This window comes from Bacillus cereus group sp. BfR-BA-01522, assembly GCF_022662635.1.
GTDB lineage: Bacteria > Bacillota > Bacilli > Bacillales > Bacillaceae_G > Bacillus_A > Bacillus_A cytotoxicus.
This window is the reverse complement of sequence record NZ_JAKUDY010000005.1, coordinates 144,864-158,061: the sequence shown is the minus strand read 5'-3', so window position 1 is coordinate 158,061 and position 13,198 is coordinate 144,864. Positions and strand designations below refer to the sequence as shown.

Genomic DNA, 13,198 nt, shown 5'->3' with positions numbered 1-13,198 from the left:
AGTGATTTCTTTTTTATATAACAGTATTTTTATACAGTCTTTCATTTCTTTCTCTTTCCTATTTCGTTTATAATATAAAGTAAGAATGTAGTAAAGAAAGGAGGATGTCGATGGTATATTTAAACGACAAACTCAGCGAAACGAAAGTATTTAAAGACCCAGTACATAAATATGTGCATGTACGTGATCGCGTCATCTGGGATTTAATTGGGACAAAAGAATTTCAACGTTTACGCCGTATTAAGCAACTTGGAACGACATTTTTCACATTTCATGGCGCGGAACATAGTCGCTTTACTCATTCATTAGGTGTATATGAGATTATTCGTCGTATGATTGATGATGTATTTGATGGCAGACCAAATTGGAATGCAGAAGATAGATTATTATGCTTATGTGCTGCGCTCTTGCATGATGTTGGCCACGGACCATTTTCGCATTCATTTGAAAAGGTGTTTTCACTTAATCATGAGCAATTTACACAAAAAATTATTGTTGGTGATACCGAGGTTCATGAAGTTTTACGCCGGGTAGATTGTGAATTTCCGCAGAAGGTAGCAGACGTGATTGCGAAAACATCTCATAATAAATTGGCAATTAGTATGATTTCAAGTCAAATTGATGCGGATCGTATGGATTACTTGTTGCGAGATGCCTATTTCACGGGGGTAAAGTATGGGAATTTTGATATGGAGCGTATATTGCGTGTAATGCGTCCATATGGTGATCAAGTTGTTATTAAGAGCAGTGGTATGCATGCTGTTGAGCATTATATTATGAGCCGTTATCAAATGTATTGGCAAGTATATTTTCATCCTGTAACGCGCAGTGCTGAAGTTATTTTAACGAAGATTTTACACCGTGCGAAAACATTGCATGAACAATATTATACATTTAAGTATCATCCAGTACATTTCTATTCTTTATTTGAAGAAGAAGTAACAGTAGAAGATTACTTAAAACTAGATGAAAATGTGATGTATTACTACTTCCAGGTATGGCAAGAGGAAGAGGATTCAATCCTTAGCGATTTATGTCGCCGTTTTATGAACAGGAATCTTTTTAAATATGTAGAATTTACCGAGAAGCATGGTTTAGATAATTGGATGGAGTTAAGCAGTTTATTTAAAAAGATTGGTCTAGATCCAGAATATTACTTAGTTGTTGATTCAACGTCAGATTTACCATATGACTTTTACCGAGCAGGAGAGGAAGAGGAACGTCTTCCGATTTTACTTCGTATGCCAAATGGAGAACTTCGAGAACTTTCTCGTGAATCAGATATTGTCGAGGCTATTACTGGTAAGAAGAGAACGGATCAAAAGTTATTTTACCCACATGATTTAATCTATGAAGATGGACGAAAAGGAAAATATAAAGAGAAAATTATCCAGCTATTAGAAGGGAAAAAGTAAGAAGCAGTCTTATCGCTGCTTCTTACTTAAAAAGATTGAAATTATTTGTCGCTTAAGCGTTTTCCACCAACTGCGTAATGATTTTTAGACATTTCTTCAATGAAAACAACGATGTTTTCTTCTGGAGCACCAGTTGTTTCGCTTACTGCTGCAGTTACTTTTTCAGCAAGAGCTTTTTTTTGTTCTTCTGTGCGTCCTTCTAGCATTTTCACTGTTACGTATGGCATGTATATTCGCTCCTTTATGTAAGTTACAATCTTATTATAACGGATTTTAAGGGAGAACAATCGCAAAAAAACAAATATTTTCTTTTTTGACATAATGAAGAGGAGATGAAGTATGGATCAGTTATTTAGGTATCCATTGCACCAAATTCCACTTGTAGCAATGGCTATTATTATCGCTTTATCTGTGCATGAATTTGCACATGCATATGTTGCATATAAGTTCGGGGATGACACAGCAAAAAGACAGGGGCGTTTAACGTTGTCTCCAATGTCTCATCTAGACCCAATTGGTATGATTGCTGTACTTATTTTAGGCTTTGGTTGGGCACGTCCTGTACCTGTTAACCCATATAATTTTAAAAGGCCACGTCTTGCTGGCATTTTAGTATCTATTGCAGGGCCGATTAGTAACTTTCTTTTGGCAGCAATCGGCTTAATCATTTGGTATGCTCTAATAAGGATTGGTGTTTTAACTGCAATTCCATTTGCAGTTGCAGATACATTAGGACAATTTTTTGAAATTTTTATTGTTCTTAATGTTGTTTTGCTTGTTTTTAATTTATTACCGATTCCGCCACTTGATGGATATCGTGTTATGGAAGATTTAGCGCCAGCAAATATTCGCGCCAAAATGACGCAGTATGAAAAATATGGAGCAATTGCGTTATTAATTCTTGTGATTACACCGCTTGATCGCTATACAATTCAACCTATTTTCAGCGTGGTCATTCCGCAAGTATTAAGGTTTTTAGAAAGTATCATTGTGCCTATCTTTGGGCTTATATAATCTGTGAGTGAGGAGGAATTGTCTATGACAGAGAAAAAGAAAAAAATCGGTTTTAATATTATAAAGAACGATTCAACAGATGGACATGGTGGTTTTGGTGTGGGCGCGCTTAGCCTAGAAAACATTTCACCTGTTATTGTAGATGTAACAGAACAAACAGCCTTTGTTGATATCGGAGCAATGCATGCGCGCAGTGTGGTAGAAAAGGGAATTAAATTTTTAATAAATAAAGAAGAAGTTCCGAACGGAAAACCGTATTGGCTCGTTTGGGTAACGATTGAAAGAACGGAAAAAGGTGCGTATTATGCCGGTGTCACAGCCTGTGAAATGACAGTTGACCGCGAAATTCGCCGCGGCTATAAATCACTTCCTGAACATGTAAATAAAATGGATAAATCATTAAAGCGTCACATCATCGTTGATCATATGGATGAATCGTCTAAACAAGTATTGGGAAGATTCCTAAAAGAGCATAATGAAGCAATTTGGAATGAATCGAGCGCAGAATTACGTCATGCATTATTAGGCGAATAAAATCGTTGGTGTATAATATCTTCAAACCAATTGAGGATAAGAAAGGGAAAGGCTACTAGAAGTAATTTGAACTGTCCCCCGAATCGTGGACACTTAAAAAAGGTCCATCATTCGGGGTTTTTGTATATTTTTCTAAGCAAACCTCGTTATAATGGATACAATGATAGAAGTGAGGTACGGAACATGAGTAAAATAATTTTAATAAACAACAAATGAAGCAACTAGAAAAGAAGGAAAATGTGGTAAAAGGATCAAAACGTTCGATTCGCTATTGTCCAGATTTTAAAGTAAGAGCTGTGAAAAAAATCAACAAGGAAAAGGGCCAAATCAAATTTTTTTAGAAAATGGATTCGATTTAGAGATAATTGGTGAAAAGAAGCCAAACCAATGTTTAAAACGTTGGAGAAAAACATATGAACAATTTAGCGAGGAAGGATTTTATACAGAGCGTCGCGGAAAAGGACGTACGGGTCGCCCCTCTTCCAAACCACTCTCTTCTGACGACAAGTTAAAGAAAGCGGAAGCTCGTATTGCGTTTCTGGAGGCAGAACTGGAATTCTTAAAAAAGTTAGACGAACTCGAAAGGCAGGCGTTACAGAAGAAGCGATTTTAACACCTCGTGAAGCCTATACACTTATTGAACAAACGATTCGTCGCTTCCGATTTCCTCGTATGGTGCGTTATTTTTACGAACTCGCGGGCGTAAGGCGTAGAGGATATTACGCTTGGCTTCGTCAAACAGATCAGCATATGGAGAGGGAACAGAATGACGAAAAAGATTATGAACTGATTCAAGAAATTAAAGAGGAATCACCAAGTCATAAAGTAGCGATACAATGTTTCAAACGTGTAATATTAATTTAATTAGAATCAAAAACATGAATTTAGTACAGTACTAAATTCATGTTCTAGAGGTTATTTATTTTTTTACTTATCCTCTGTAATATTCTCGTAATCCGATACCCAAATAACACTGTCCTTAATTAAATATTCATTAGAGGTTTCATCATCGTAGGAGATAACCTTTCGGACCTCTAGTAAATTATTTAATAATAATTCTTGTTCTGTTGCAGATAGAGTATTTACTTCATCTTCTAGCCAAATAGAAATTAAATAATATGCTCGCCAATTGAGAGCGATGTTATTTAAAAATAACGGTTTTTCTAATTGAATTTGATATTCGACGAATTTATTTTTATACTCTACTATTTGTTCCTCTATAGCTATAATCAACTGCGAATCTAATAACTCATTTTCATTTATATGTAGCCTTAAATAAAAGTGATTAAACTTAGATTCGGCGGCCAATTTCCAACTTTGGAAAACTTCAACCAATGCACAAATCACTTTCTTTTTATACCAAATTGGTAAATTCTGTGTGTCTAGATAATTAAAAGTTTTTACATAATCAAAATGGTTATCCTCTAAAAATTTATTATCAAATTGACTATTCTCTATTTTCCATTCATTCAACTTTCTAACTCTTCTTTTCCAACCTCTAATTTTTTTCAAGAAATAGTACACCTCTATTCAAACTATTATATTTTTATAGATCTACCTTTAACGGGACCTTTAATCATGTCACCAGTAAGGGGATCCATACTTCCTAGATGCTTACCTTTACTATCATAAACCTCAATGTCATTATGGGTATGATCCCATTCATAGTATTTCTTTTTTGAACCTTTACCACTAGTTTTAGTTTTTCCTTTGTGTGGTGATAAGCCTTTCCACACCGGGCTATTTGATTTTGTTAGTTGCTTAGAAATTTGTCTTAAAGCAGTTTTTCCCCATTTTTTAATAGCAGCTTGGATACCTGCTCTGGCTACTAAAGCTAATACCACTGGAACGGCTGGTATGAAAGAAGCTTGAAGTTTTGTTGTATCGTACTCATATATTTTACCAGTTTTTAGATCTTTAAAGTTGGCGATGAATACTTCTTCATTGGATTTAATTACTTCAACATCAAAATTTACTTTTATTTCTTCCCCATTTGCATCAATAAAGTTCCCATTAACCTGGATATCACCTGTTTCTTTATCTAAAGAAACAGCCGTTGATGCAGTAAAATCTTCGGCAGTTACTGCACTTTCTACTATGATTTTTGTACTATTATTTGTAATAATGTCAACGTTCAATCCTTCTGAAATGCTGCTATCAACTTGTTGTTCTACACTTTGATCAATTAGATTTGTTTCTTGTGTTGCAGCGTTAGCTTCTTGAACACTAGTCCCTAAATTGGGAATTAAAGTAATAAATAAAGTCAATATCATTATTTTTATTAACCATTTTTGCACCTTTAGTCACTCCTAGTCATTTTTGTATTAAACCATAGCCAAATTCATTATCATACCCCCTACTTCCTAGATCTATTGAACGCTCAATTAAAATTTTTTTAATTTGGTCCAAGTTAAGCATATTGTCACTTTCAGCTAATAATACAGATATAACACCAGTTGCAAATGCAGTAGCAAATGATGTTCCACTATATATGGAATACCCTCCGTCTTGATTGGTTGATAATATATCAACTCCAGGGGCTGCAAAATCTATTTTTCCTTTGGCGGATGAGCTAGCACGTTTAAATTCTTTATTTACTGATGATATAGATATAACATTTTCATACTTAGCAGGGTAATCTACACCCAATCCATATGTATTACCGGAAGCTGCTACTACAATAATTCCGGAATCTACTGCCTCATCTATTGCTTTTTTTAATTCAGGAGTTTCAGATTGTAACCCAAAGCTAATGTTTAATATATTAACTCGTTGTTCTATACACCACCGTATCCCTTCAATAAGATGATTAACCTCGCCTTTACCCTGATTATCAAGGACTTTGACATCATAAAGTTGAACGTTTGGAGCTACACCTAAAATTCCTAATGTATTATTTTCAGCGGCTATGATTCCAGCAATAGCAGTTCCATGACCAGTTTCATCAATAATAGGATTATTTAAATTAATCGTATTGAATTCTTTTACAATTTTACCTTTTAAATCTTCATGTTCTTTATATATACCACTATCCAAAATAGCAACCTTGATTGTATTTTGGATATGAGTAAATCCATTTTCTATTACAGCTTTTCTTCCCCAAGTTACAGATTGTTCTTCTTTTTTATAGGGAATGTTAGATTTTGTTTTTGATAATGTAGACTCACTATAAAAAAGAAAATAAAAAAGTGAACTGCACAAAACTAGTCCTGTTAGCATAGAAATTAAAATCTTTTTAACCTTATTCACCTCTTTTCTACATGTTTTCAAGGTAAGTATTGTAATTAATAATGCATAATCCGAATATAAAAATATCATTTATAAAAACGTTTTATAAGACTGCGAATTATTTCTTTTTTATGTTAATATTTATATATGGAAACTGATATAATTAACGTGATTTACTATATATGATATTAATGATGGAGAAGGTTTATTTATCATAAGGTAAGTGAACAGAAGGTTCCAAATCTTTTTGTTATACTATAAAAAGTGCATTAAAAAAGTTCTTGAACCAAATTAATGAACTGTACCCTGAATCGTGGACACTTAAAAAAGGTCCATCATTCGGGGTTTTTGTATATTTTTCTAAGCAAACCTCGTTATAATGGATACAACGATAGAAGTGAGGTACGGAACATGAGTAAAATGATTTTTAATGAATTACAAACGAAGCAACTAGAAAAGAAGGAAAATCAACAAGGAAAAGGACCAAATCAAATTTTTTTAGAGAATGGATTCTCTTTAGATATCATTGGTAAGGGGAAGCCAAGCATCTCGTAACGAAGATTCGTCGGGCGAATTCTTATAAACAGATCGCAAAAGCGACACAAGAACATAAGACCTGTCCGAAGCTGTTGAACCGCCAATTTCATCAGGGAGAACCGGAACAAAAGATGGTAACCAATATATGACGTATTTATTGTATGGGAAAGAGAAAAAAGCATATTTATCAGGTGTAAAAGATTGTAAGACGCGAGAGATTTTAGCCTATCACATCTCTCCCTCTTGACAAATGGAGATTGTTTATCAAACACTCGAAAAATGGAAAGTGAGATTAGGAGGCACCATTTATTCAGAAGCCATGCTGTATTCCGATCAAGGTTTTCATTACACTCATTCGGAATACCAAAAGCGAGTAAGAGAAATGGGGCTTAGACAATCTATGTCACGTAGAGGAAACTGCTTAGATAACACTCCAATGGAATCTTTTTTCGGTCATATGAAGGATGAATGCAATGATAAATGTTGTCAAACATTCCAATCTCGTCAAGAAGTAATAAATGAGTATATGCAAGATTATCATTATGATCGTTATCAATAGACACTCAAAAAAATGGTTCCGGTACAATACCGGAACCATCTTTTAAGTGTTTAATTTTTAAGGCCTTTTTATGAAACTGTCCATTTTATAGGGTACAGTTCAAATTTTCTAGTAGCCTTTCATTTCGTTTACCATGGGATGTATTTTTTCCACCAGCTATCCTTTTTCTTCTCTTTACTAATTTTCTCAAAGTCTTCTTTATCATCAACATGGTCCATACAATATTCAGTTGGCTCCGTCCCTTTTGTAAAATACATTTTTACAAAGGTAGGGCATCCTTTTGTCGCGATTTTTCCATTTTCAGGATTAATATTTAAAGCGATAACATCACTTGGTTGCTTCAACTTTTTCTTCGGCTGACCATCTAATCCTTTTTCCATTGTATCTGCCCAAATTCTTTTTGCATAGCCTTGTTCAGCTGGGTTGGAAATCGGTTTTGGCTGGTCATATCCGACCCAAACTCCTGTGACAAGTTGCGGTGTGAAGCCAATCATCCAACTATCTGTTTCGGTTGAACCTGATTTTCCGGCATATGTTCGTGACAATTTTGGAAGAAGGGATTGTCCTGTTACAGCGGCATAACTGCTTAATTTTTTGTTAAACATTCCAGTCATCATCTCTTCCATAACAAATGCTTTATTTTTATCAAGAACTTGCTTACTTTCTAAGTGTGCATCGTATAAAATATTTCCCTCGTAATCAACAACGCGGCGAATAAAGGCTGGTTTCACCTGTTTTCCGCCATTAGCAAACATACTATAGGCATTTACCATTTCAATTGGTTTTACAGGAGATGTACCGAGAGCGAGAGAAGGAACATCTTGCAATGAACTTGTAATACCAAATTGTTTCGCTGTTTTTATGAGAGTTTCAGTCCCTAAAAATAAGTTTGTTTTGACAGCATACACATTATCCGATACGGCAAGAGCTTGTGCCATCGTTACAAAATCATCTGCATAATAGCCCTTATAATTTTTCGGTTGATACTTCGAAACACCGTCTCCTAAAGTAAATACGGTATATTCACTTTTTAACCGAGTAGCAGGTGTAAAGCCTTTCTCTAGTGCCGCGTAATATAAAAATGGTTTAAAGGTTGACCCCGGCTGACGAGCAGCTTGGATGGCCCGGTTAAATTGGCTCTCCTTATAATCTTTTCCTCCTACAAGAGCAGCTACTTCCCCTGTTTTCGGATTCATGGAAACAAGGGCGGTTTGGATATCTGTTGTCTTTGGAATATGATCCTTCACAGCTTGTTCTGCAATGCTTTGTAGCTTTGGATCTAATGTTGTATAAATACGAAGACCACCGCGTTGCAATGTTTGTTCATCTAATCCAACATCGTGAAGAAGAGCAGCTTGTACGGCATCTTGGAAGTACGGTGCTATTTCTGTCACTTCTTTTGTATCTAATGAAGAAAGTGCTAGCCTTTCTTTTTTTGCAGCTTCAGCTTGTTGTTTTGTAATATATCCTTGCTCGACCATTTCATTTAAAATAAGCGATTGTCTTTGTTTAGCACGTTCTTTTTTTAAGTAAGGTGAATAAAGGCTCGGCCCTTTTGGAATTCCAGCAAGCATACTCGCTTCTGCCAATGTTAAATCTTTTGCTGCTTTATTGAAATATAGCTGGGCAGCTGCTTCAATTCCGTAAGCGCCATGTCCATAGTAAATGGTATTTAAATAGCCTTCTAAAATACGATCCTTACTATAATTGACTTCAAGGCGGATTGTATAAATAGCCTCTAATAGCTTTCTTTTCCATGTCTTATCATGGTCTAAGTAAAGGTTACGAGCGTATTGTTGTGTAATAGTACTAGCCCCTTGTACTTTAGCCATCGCCTTTATATCAGCAATGATTGCTCCAATGATTCGCTTCGTATCGAAACCGTGATGGTTATAGAATCTTTGGTCCTCGATCGAAAGCGTCGCCTCTTTCACATAAGGAGAAATCTGTTCAAGTGGAATATTATAGCGCTTTTGCATCTTATTGCTTTGTCCCATAACTGTATCGTCATTCGCATAAAAAATACTCGTTTGTGGGACCAAAGTGGGAGGTGGTCCCATTATTTTTGCAACGATAATAATGATAAAAAAGGAACAAACGAAAAATAGAACAGATGAAAAAGCCACGGTGAAGAAAAGACGTTTATATGTTTGTAGTTTGGAATTGATAGTTTGATCCATCTTCTTCATCCCCTCGTTATATACTTTTACTAGTATTGAGGGTTTTATTGTATTTTAAACACAAAAAAGAGCCCTTTCCGTTAAGAAAGGAGCTCAAGAGCACGCGTAGGCCAGTCTGTAATGATGACATCTACTCCGTAATCTATCATGGTTTGCAAGTCTTGCTCTTCATTAATTGTATAAGGGCGGAAGATAAATCCTTGTTTCTGCGCCATTTGTACGAACTCTTTTGTTAACAGTTTAAAATTAGGGTGTAGCCCCGTTGCTTCTCTTTTTCTCGCTTCCCCAACTGGATCTAACATGGGTTCATCGTATAAAAGAGCTCTCGGAATTTCAGGTGCTATTTCAGCTAATAATGAAATAGAATCATGATGAAATGATGAGAATATAATTTTGTTTGATAGATGGTACTCGCGTACAAGATCGACAACTTTTCGTTCAATATTCGGATAGTGAATCACATCTGTTTTGAGTTCAATATTTAGCTGCAGTTTTGTTGTAGAGAGCCAAATGAGTACTTCGCGCAAAGTAGGAATCTTCGCTTCATGAAAAGAAGGGTGCTTATGACTCCCAGCATCTAAACTTTGTAGTTCCGCTACTGTTTGTTCAGAAACGAGTCCCACACCATTTGTTGTGCGATCAACAGTTTCGTCATGAATAACAACAAGTTCGCCATCTTTTGACAGATGGATATCAAGTTCGATCCCGTCAGCACCAATGCGCTCTGCTTCTTTGAAAGCAATCATCGTATTCTCTGGATGGCTACCTTTCGTCCCGCGGTGTGCGAAAATAAGTGGTTTCTTCATTTCAAAATCTCCTTATTTATGTATTTTCTCCATTATGAAACTGATATAGAAAAAATACAATCAAAATTACAAATATTTACAAGTGTATAATAGTTGCGTAAAAGTTAACGTTAACGTAAAATGTAATAATGTGATAAGAGGAGGGATACATATGTATAAAATCGATGAAGTAACGAAGCAAGTCGGTTTAACAAAACGCACACTTCGTTATTATGAGGAAATCGGTTTAATTCATCCGCCGGAACGAAGTGAAGGAAACATTCGTCTTTATACAGATCGAGATATTGAGAGAATTAAGAAGATTGTAGAAGCAAAGGAAGTATTAGGAATTACTCTGCAAGAAATGCAGCATTTCTTATCATTGAAAGAGCGAATGGAAAAAAGAAGAAATAGTGATAATCCGCTTGACCGAGCGATGATTCAAGAAATTAAAGATATGCTTGAAAGTCAAGTACAAACATTAGATATAAAAATGAAACAAATGGAGCGAGTGAAAGCTGAATTAGAAGACAGCTTAGAGCGCGCGCGTAATTTCTTAGAGAAAACAAAAGGAGAGTAAGTGAACATGGGGAGTAGACAGAAAATGGGAAGATTCATTACAGTATTGGCTACATTCTTGGCTTTCTCAGGTATTGGAGTTGTTGACCCTATTTTGCCAATTATAGCTGAGAAAATTGGTGCCACACATTGGCAAGTAGAAATGCTGTTTACAGCGTATATTTTAACGATGGCAATTATGATGTTACCAGCAGGAATCTTTGCTTCCAGATTTGGAGATAAGCGAATGATGACAATTGGTCTTGCGATTGTAACTGTTTTTGCATTTACATGTGCTATATCACAAACAATTGCGCAATTATCTCTTTTCCGTGCAGGATGGGGACTAGGGAACGCGATGTTTTTTGCAACTGCAATGACATTATTGATTGCTCTAAGTAAAGAAGTTCATGAGGCAGTCGGTTTATATGAGGCAGCAATTGGTTTCGGTATGGCTGGCGGACCGTTATTAGGTGGTATATTAGGCGGATATTCATGGCGTTACCCATTTTTTGCAACGAGCTTTTTCATTTTCTTAGCATTTATTTTAGTATTCTTTTTTGTAAAAGAGCCGGAGCGAAAAACGAAGCGTAAGGTAGCTGGTGTAGGAGAATTAATTAATTTAGTAAAATATAAACCATTTATGCAAGGTGCGATTTCAGGTATGTTATATTACTATGGTTTCTTCGTTGTGCTAGCGTATTCACCACTTATTATGCATGTATCAGCAATCCAACTTGGATTTGTATTTTGCGGATGGGGGTTGGCATTAGCATATGGTTCTGCAATATTAGCTCATAAATTAGAAGGGAAATATGAACCGAAGGCATTGCTACGTTTCAGCTTATTTGTATTTGCCATCCTATTAGTTGCATTATTCTTTGTTCAAATCATGTGGTTACAAATTGTTTTCATTGTTTTATCTGGGTTAGCATCTGGCTTAAATAACGCTCTATACACAAGCTATGTGATGGATATTTCACCTTATGAAAGATCGATTACATCGGGTGTGTATAACTTTGTGCGCTGGTTAGGCGGAGCAATTGCTCCTATTTTATCGGGAATTATTGGTCATGCAATTTCACCACAGAGTCCGTTTTTAGTAGGTGGAATCGTTGTTTTAGTTGGATGTATTATGATTTTTATTCCAGTTCGTCAATCAGCAGAAATAGAGACAAAGGCCCTTTCTTAAGAAAGGGTTTTCTTTATATCGATATATAAGAGTCAGTTGACTTAAATATATTTTTAGTCTTTTTACACTTTTAACTATACTTTTCCGATGTTTTGTTTTATTTTTGTTAGGGGACATTAATGATGTCCCTATTATAAATTTGCAATGAAAGGCGTGATTGTACGATGGAACTATGGTTCACTGAGAAACAAACAAAACATTTTGGAATTACGGCGCGTATTAACCGCACATTACATACGGAGCAAACAGAATTTCAAAAGCTTGATATGGTAGAAACAGAAGAGTTCGGAAACATGCTGATTTTAGATGGTATGGTAATGACAACAGAAAAAGATGAGTTTGTCTATCATGAAATGGTAGCGCATGTTCCTTTATTTACACATCCAAACCCTGAGAACGTATTAGTTGTTGGTGGTGGCGATGGTGGTGTCATTCGCGAAGTACTAAAACACCCAAGCGTGAAGAAAGCAACACTTGTTGAAATCGATGGGAAAGTAATTGAGTATTCTAAGAAATATTTGCCATCTATTGCAGGAGCATTAGATCATGAACGTGTGGAAGTAAAAGTAGGAGATGGTTTCCTACATATCGCAGAAAGTGAAAATGAATACGATGTAATTATGGTTGACTCTACAGAGCCAGTCGGACCAGCAGTTAACTTATTTACAAAAGGATTCTACGCTGGAATCTCTAAAGCGTTAAAAGAAGATGGGATTTTCGTTGCACAAACGGACAACCCTTGGTTTACACCAGAATTAATTACAAATGTAGTGAAAGATGTGAAAGAAATTTTCCCAATTACTCGTTTGTATACAGCAAACATTCCAACGTACCCAAGTGGACTTTGGACATTTACAATTGGATCTAAAAAGTATGATCCACTAGAAGTAAGTGAAGACCGTTTCCATGATATCGAAACGAAGTATTATACAAAAGAACTTCATAAAGCATCATTTGCTTTACCGAAGTTTGTTGGAGATTTAATTAAGTAAGGGCGGGGAACGGTTAGAAGGGATAATCTCTTTTAGTCGCCGCTAAAGCATAAATAACTCATTTAAGGTGTTTGTCTATAAGGCTTGAACATGCTAGTTATGTATGCTTTAGAAAATAAAAAAGTCTTCTTACTATTGCTAAGAGGATGAAGAGTGATCGAGAAAGAGGAGTACAGCACTCCAAATTTGAGAAATAATGAAAGG

15 protein-coding genes and 1 pseudogene are annotated in these 13,198 nt (G+C 35.6%); 10 read left to right on the top strand and 6 right to left on the bottom strand.

Annotated elements, in window-relative coordinates; all coding sequences use genetic code 11:
* The first annotated feature begins 110 nt into the window (after positions 1–110).
* Positions 111–1,415: an HD domain-containing protein gene (locus tag MR059_RS09670; RefSeq protein WP_012096343.1), complete on the top strand. Its 1,305-nt coding sequence runs from the start codon at positions 111–113 to the stop codon at positions 1,413–1,415.
* A 41-nt stretch (positions 1,416–1,456) separates the two neighbouring features.
* Here the strand turns inward: MR059_RS09670 and MR059_RS09665 are convergent, their stop codons facing one another.
* Positions 1,457–1,642 carry a 2-hydroxymuconate tautomerase gene (locus tag MR059_RS09665; protein ID WP_001147171.1) on the bottom strand — a complete coding sequence of 62 codons (186 nt, stop codon included), beginning with the start codon at positions 1,640–1,642 and terminating at the stop codon, positions 1,457–1,459.
* Positions 1,643–1,754: 112 nt separating this feature from the next.
* On the opposite strand from MR059_RS09665, the gene MR059_RS09660 reads away from it, so the two are divergent.
* The 4 genes and pseudogenes from MR059_RS09660 (at position 1,755) to MR059_RS09650 (ending at position 3,827) form a co-directional block, all read left to right on the top strand.
* Positions 1,755–2,429, top strand: a complete 675-nt coding sequence (locus tag MR059_RS09660) for a site-2 protease family protein (protein ID WP_087095624.1) — start codon at positions 1,755–1,757, stop codon at positions 2,427–2,429.
* Between the two features lie 24 nt (positions 2,430–2,453).
* Complete coding sequence (locus MR059_RS09655; RefSeq protein WP_012096340.1) at positions 2,454–2,963, top strand: YwhD family protein; 510 nt, start codon at positions 2,454–2,456, stop codon at positions 2,961–2,963.
* Positions 2,964–3,282: 319 nt separating this feature from the next.
* A pseudogene (locus MR059_RS22240) lies at positions 3,283–3,576 on the top strand (IS3 family transposase); the annotation flags it as partial.
* A 59-nt stretch (positions 3,577–3,635) separates the two neighbouring features.
* Positions 3,636–3,827 (top strand): hypothetical protein, encoded by a 192-nt coding sequence (locus tag MR059_RS09650; RefSeq protein ID WP_012096339.1) that lies wholly within the window; start codon positions 3,636–3,638, stop codon positions 3,825–3,827.
* A gap of 63 nt (positions 3,828–3,890) precedes the next feature.
* Here the strand turns inward: MR059_RS09650 and MR059_RS09645 are convergent, their stop codons facing one another.
* The 3 genes from MR059_RS09645 to MR059_RS09635 are packed head-to-tail and all read right to left on the bottom strand — an operon-like array spanning position 3,891 to position 6,212.
* Positions 3,891–4,475, bottom strand: a complete 585-nt coding sequence (locus MR059_RS09645; protein WP_012096338.1) for a hypothetical protein — start codon at positions 4,473–4,475, stop codon at positions 3,891–3,893.
* 26 nt (positions 4,476–4,501) lie between these two features.
* Positions 4,502–5,260: an SAR2788 family putative toxin gene (locus tag MR059_RS09640; RefSeq protein ID WP_012096337.1), complete on the bottom strand. Its 759-nt coding sequence runs from the start codon at positions 5,258–5,260 to the stop codon at positions 4,502–4,504.
* A 16-nt stretch (positions 5,261–5,276) separates the two neighbouring features.
* Positions 5,277–6,212: a S8 family peptidase gene (locus MR059_RS09635; protein ID WP_087095643.1), complete on the bottom strand. Its 936-nt coding sequence runs from the start codon at positions 6,210–6,212 to the stop codon at positions 5,277–5,279.
* A 390-nt stretch (positions 6,213–6,602) separates the two neighbouring features.
* On the opposite strand from MR059_RS09635, the gene MR059_RS09630 reads away from it, so the two are divergent.
* Together MR059_RS09630 and MR059_RS21995 are read left to right on the top strand one after the other, a co-directional pair.
* Positions 6,603–6,746: a hypothetical protein gene (locus MR059_RS09630; protein WP_012096335.1), complete on the top strand. Its 144-nt coding sequence runs from the start codon at positions 6,603–6,605 to the stop codon at positions 6,744–6,746.
* 232 nt (positions 6,747–6,978) lie between these two features.
* Positions 6,979–7,287 (top strand): integrase core domain-containing protein, encoded by a 309-nt coding sequence (locus tag MR059_RS21995; RefSeq protein WP_012096334.1) that lies wholly within the window; start codon positions 6,979–6,981, stop codon positions 7,285–7,287.
* 128 nt (positions 7,288–7,415) lie between these two features.
* Here MR059_RS21995 and MR059_RS09620 read toward each other — a convergent pair whose 3' ends face one another.
* A complete protein-coding gene (locus tag MR059_RS09620; RefSeq protein WP_012096333.1) occupies positions 7,416–9,467 on the bottom strand; it encodes a transglycosylase domain-containing protein in 2,052 nt (683 codons plus the stop codon).
* Between the two features lie 80 nt (positions 9,468–9,547).
* The gene (locus MR059_RS09615) at positions 9,548–10,273 is read right to left on the bottom strand and encodes a glycerophosphodiester phosphodiesterase (RefSeq protein ID WP_087095623.1); all 726 of its coding nucleotides are present in this window, start codon (positions 10,271–10,273) and stop codon (positions 9,548–9,550) included.
* Between the two features lie 151 nt (positions 10,274–10,424).
* Between MR059_RS09615 and MR059_RS09610 the strand changes: the two genes are divergently transcribed.
* The 3 genes from MR059_RS09610 (at position 10,425) to speE (ending at position 12,994) form a co-directional block, all read left to right on the top strand.
* Complete coding sequence (locus MR059_RS09610) at positions 10,425–10,832, top strand: MerR family transcriptional regulator (protein ID WP_012096331.1); 408 nt, start codon at positions 10,425–10,427, stop codon at positions 10,830–10,832.
* 6 nt (positions 10,833–10,838) lie between these two features.
* A complete protein-coding gene (locus MR059_RS09605; protein WP_087095622.1) occupies positions 10,839–12,002 on the top strand; it encodes an MFS transporter in 1,164 nt (387 codons plus the stop codon).
* Positions 12,003–12,166: 164 nt separating this feature from the next.
* Positions 12,167–12,994, top strand: a complete 828-nt coding sequence (gene speE / locus MR059_RS09600; RefSeq protein WP_012096329.1) for a spermidine synthase — start codon at positions 12,167–12,169, stop codon at positions 12,992–12,994.
* Positions 12,995–13,198: the final 204 nt, after the last annotated feature.

Coding starts and splice junctions, on each gene's coding strand:
- MR059_RS09665 (WP_001147171.1), bottom strand. CDS start 1,642: ATGCCATACGTAACAGTGAAAATGCTAGAAGGACGCACAGAAGAACAA.
- MR059_RS09605 (WP_087095622.1), top strand. CDS start 10,839: ATGGGGAGTAGACAGAAAATGGGAAGATTCATTACAGTATTGGCTACA.
- MR059_RS09615 (WP_087095623.1), bottom strand. CDS start 10,273: ATGAAGAAACCACTTATTTTCGCACACCGCGGGACGAAAGGTAGCCAT.
- MR059_RS09660 (WP_087095624.1), top strand. CDS start 1,755: ATGGATCAGTTATTTAGGTATCCATTGCACCAAATTCCACTTGTAGCA.
- MR059_RS09610 (WP_012096331.1), top strand. CDS start 10,425: ATGTATAAAATCGATGAAGTAACGAAGCAAGTCGGTTTAACAAAACGC.
- MR059_RS09655 (WP_012096340.1), top strand. CDS start 2,454: ATGACAGAGAAAAAGAAAAAAATCGGTTTTAATATTATAAAGAACGAT.
- MR059_RS09650 (WP_012096339.1), top strand. CDS start 3,636: ATGGTGCGTTATTTTTACGAACTCGCGGGCGTAAGGCGTAGAGGATAT.
- MR059_RS09620 (WP_012096333.1), bottom strand. CDS start 9,467: ATGGATCAAACTATCAATTCCAAACTACAAACATATAAACGTCTTTTC.
- MR059_RS09630 (WP_012096335.1), top strand. CDS start 6,603: ATGAGTAAAATGATTTTTAATGAATTACAAACGAAGCAACTAGAAAAG.
- speE (WP_012096329.1), top strand. CDS start 12,167: ATGGAACTATGGTTCACTGAGAAACAAACAAAACATTTTGGAATTACG.
- MR059_RS09670 (WP_012096343.1), top strand. CDS start 111: ATGGTATATTTAAACGACAAACTCAGCGAAACGAAAGTATTTAAAGAC.
- MR059_RS21995 (WP_012096334.1), top strand. CDS start 6,979: ATGGAGATTGTTTATCAAACACTCGAAAAATGGAAAGTGAGATTAGGA.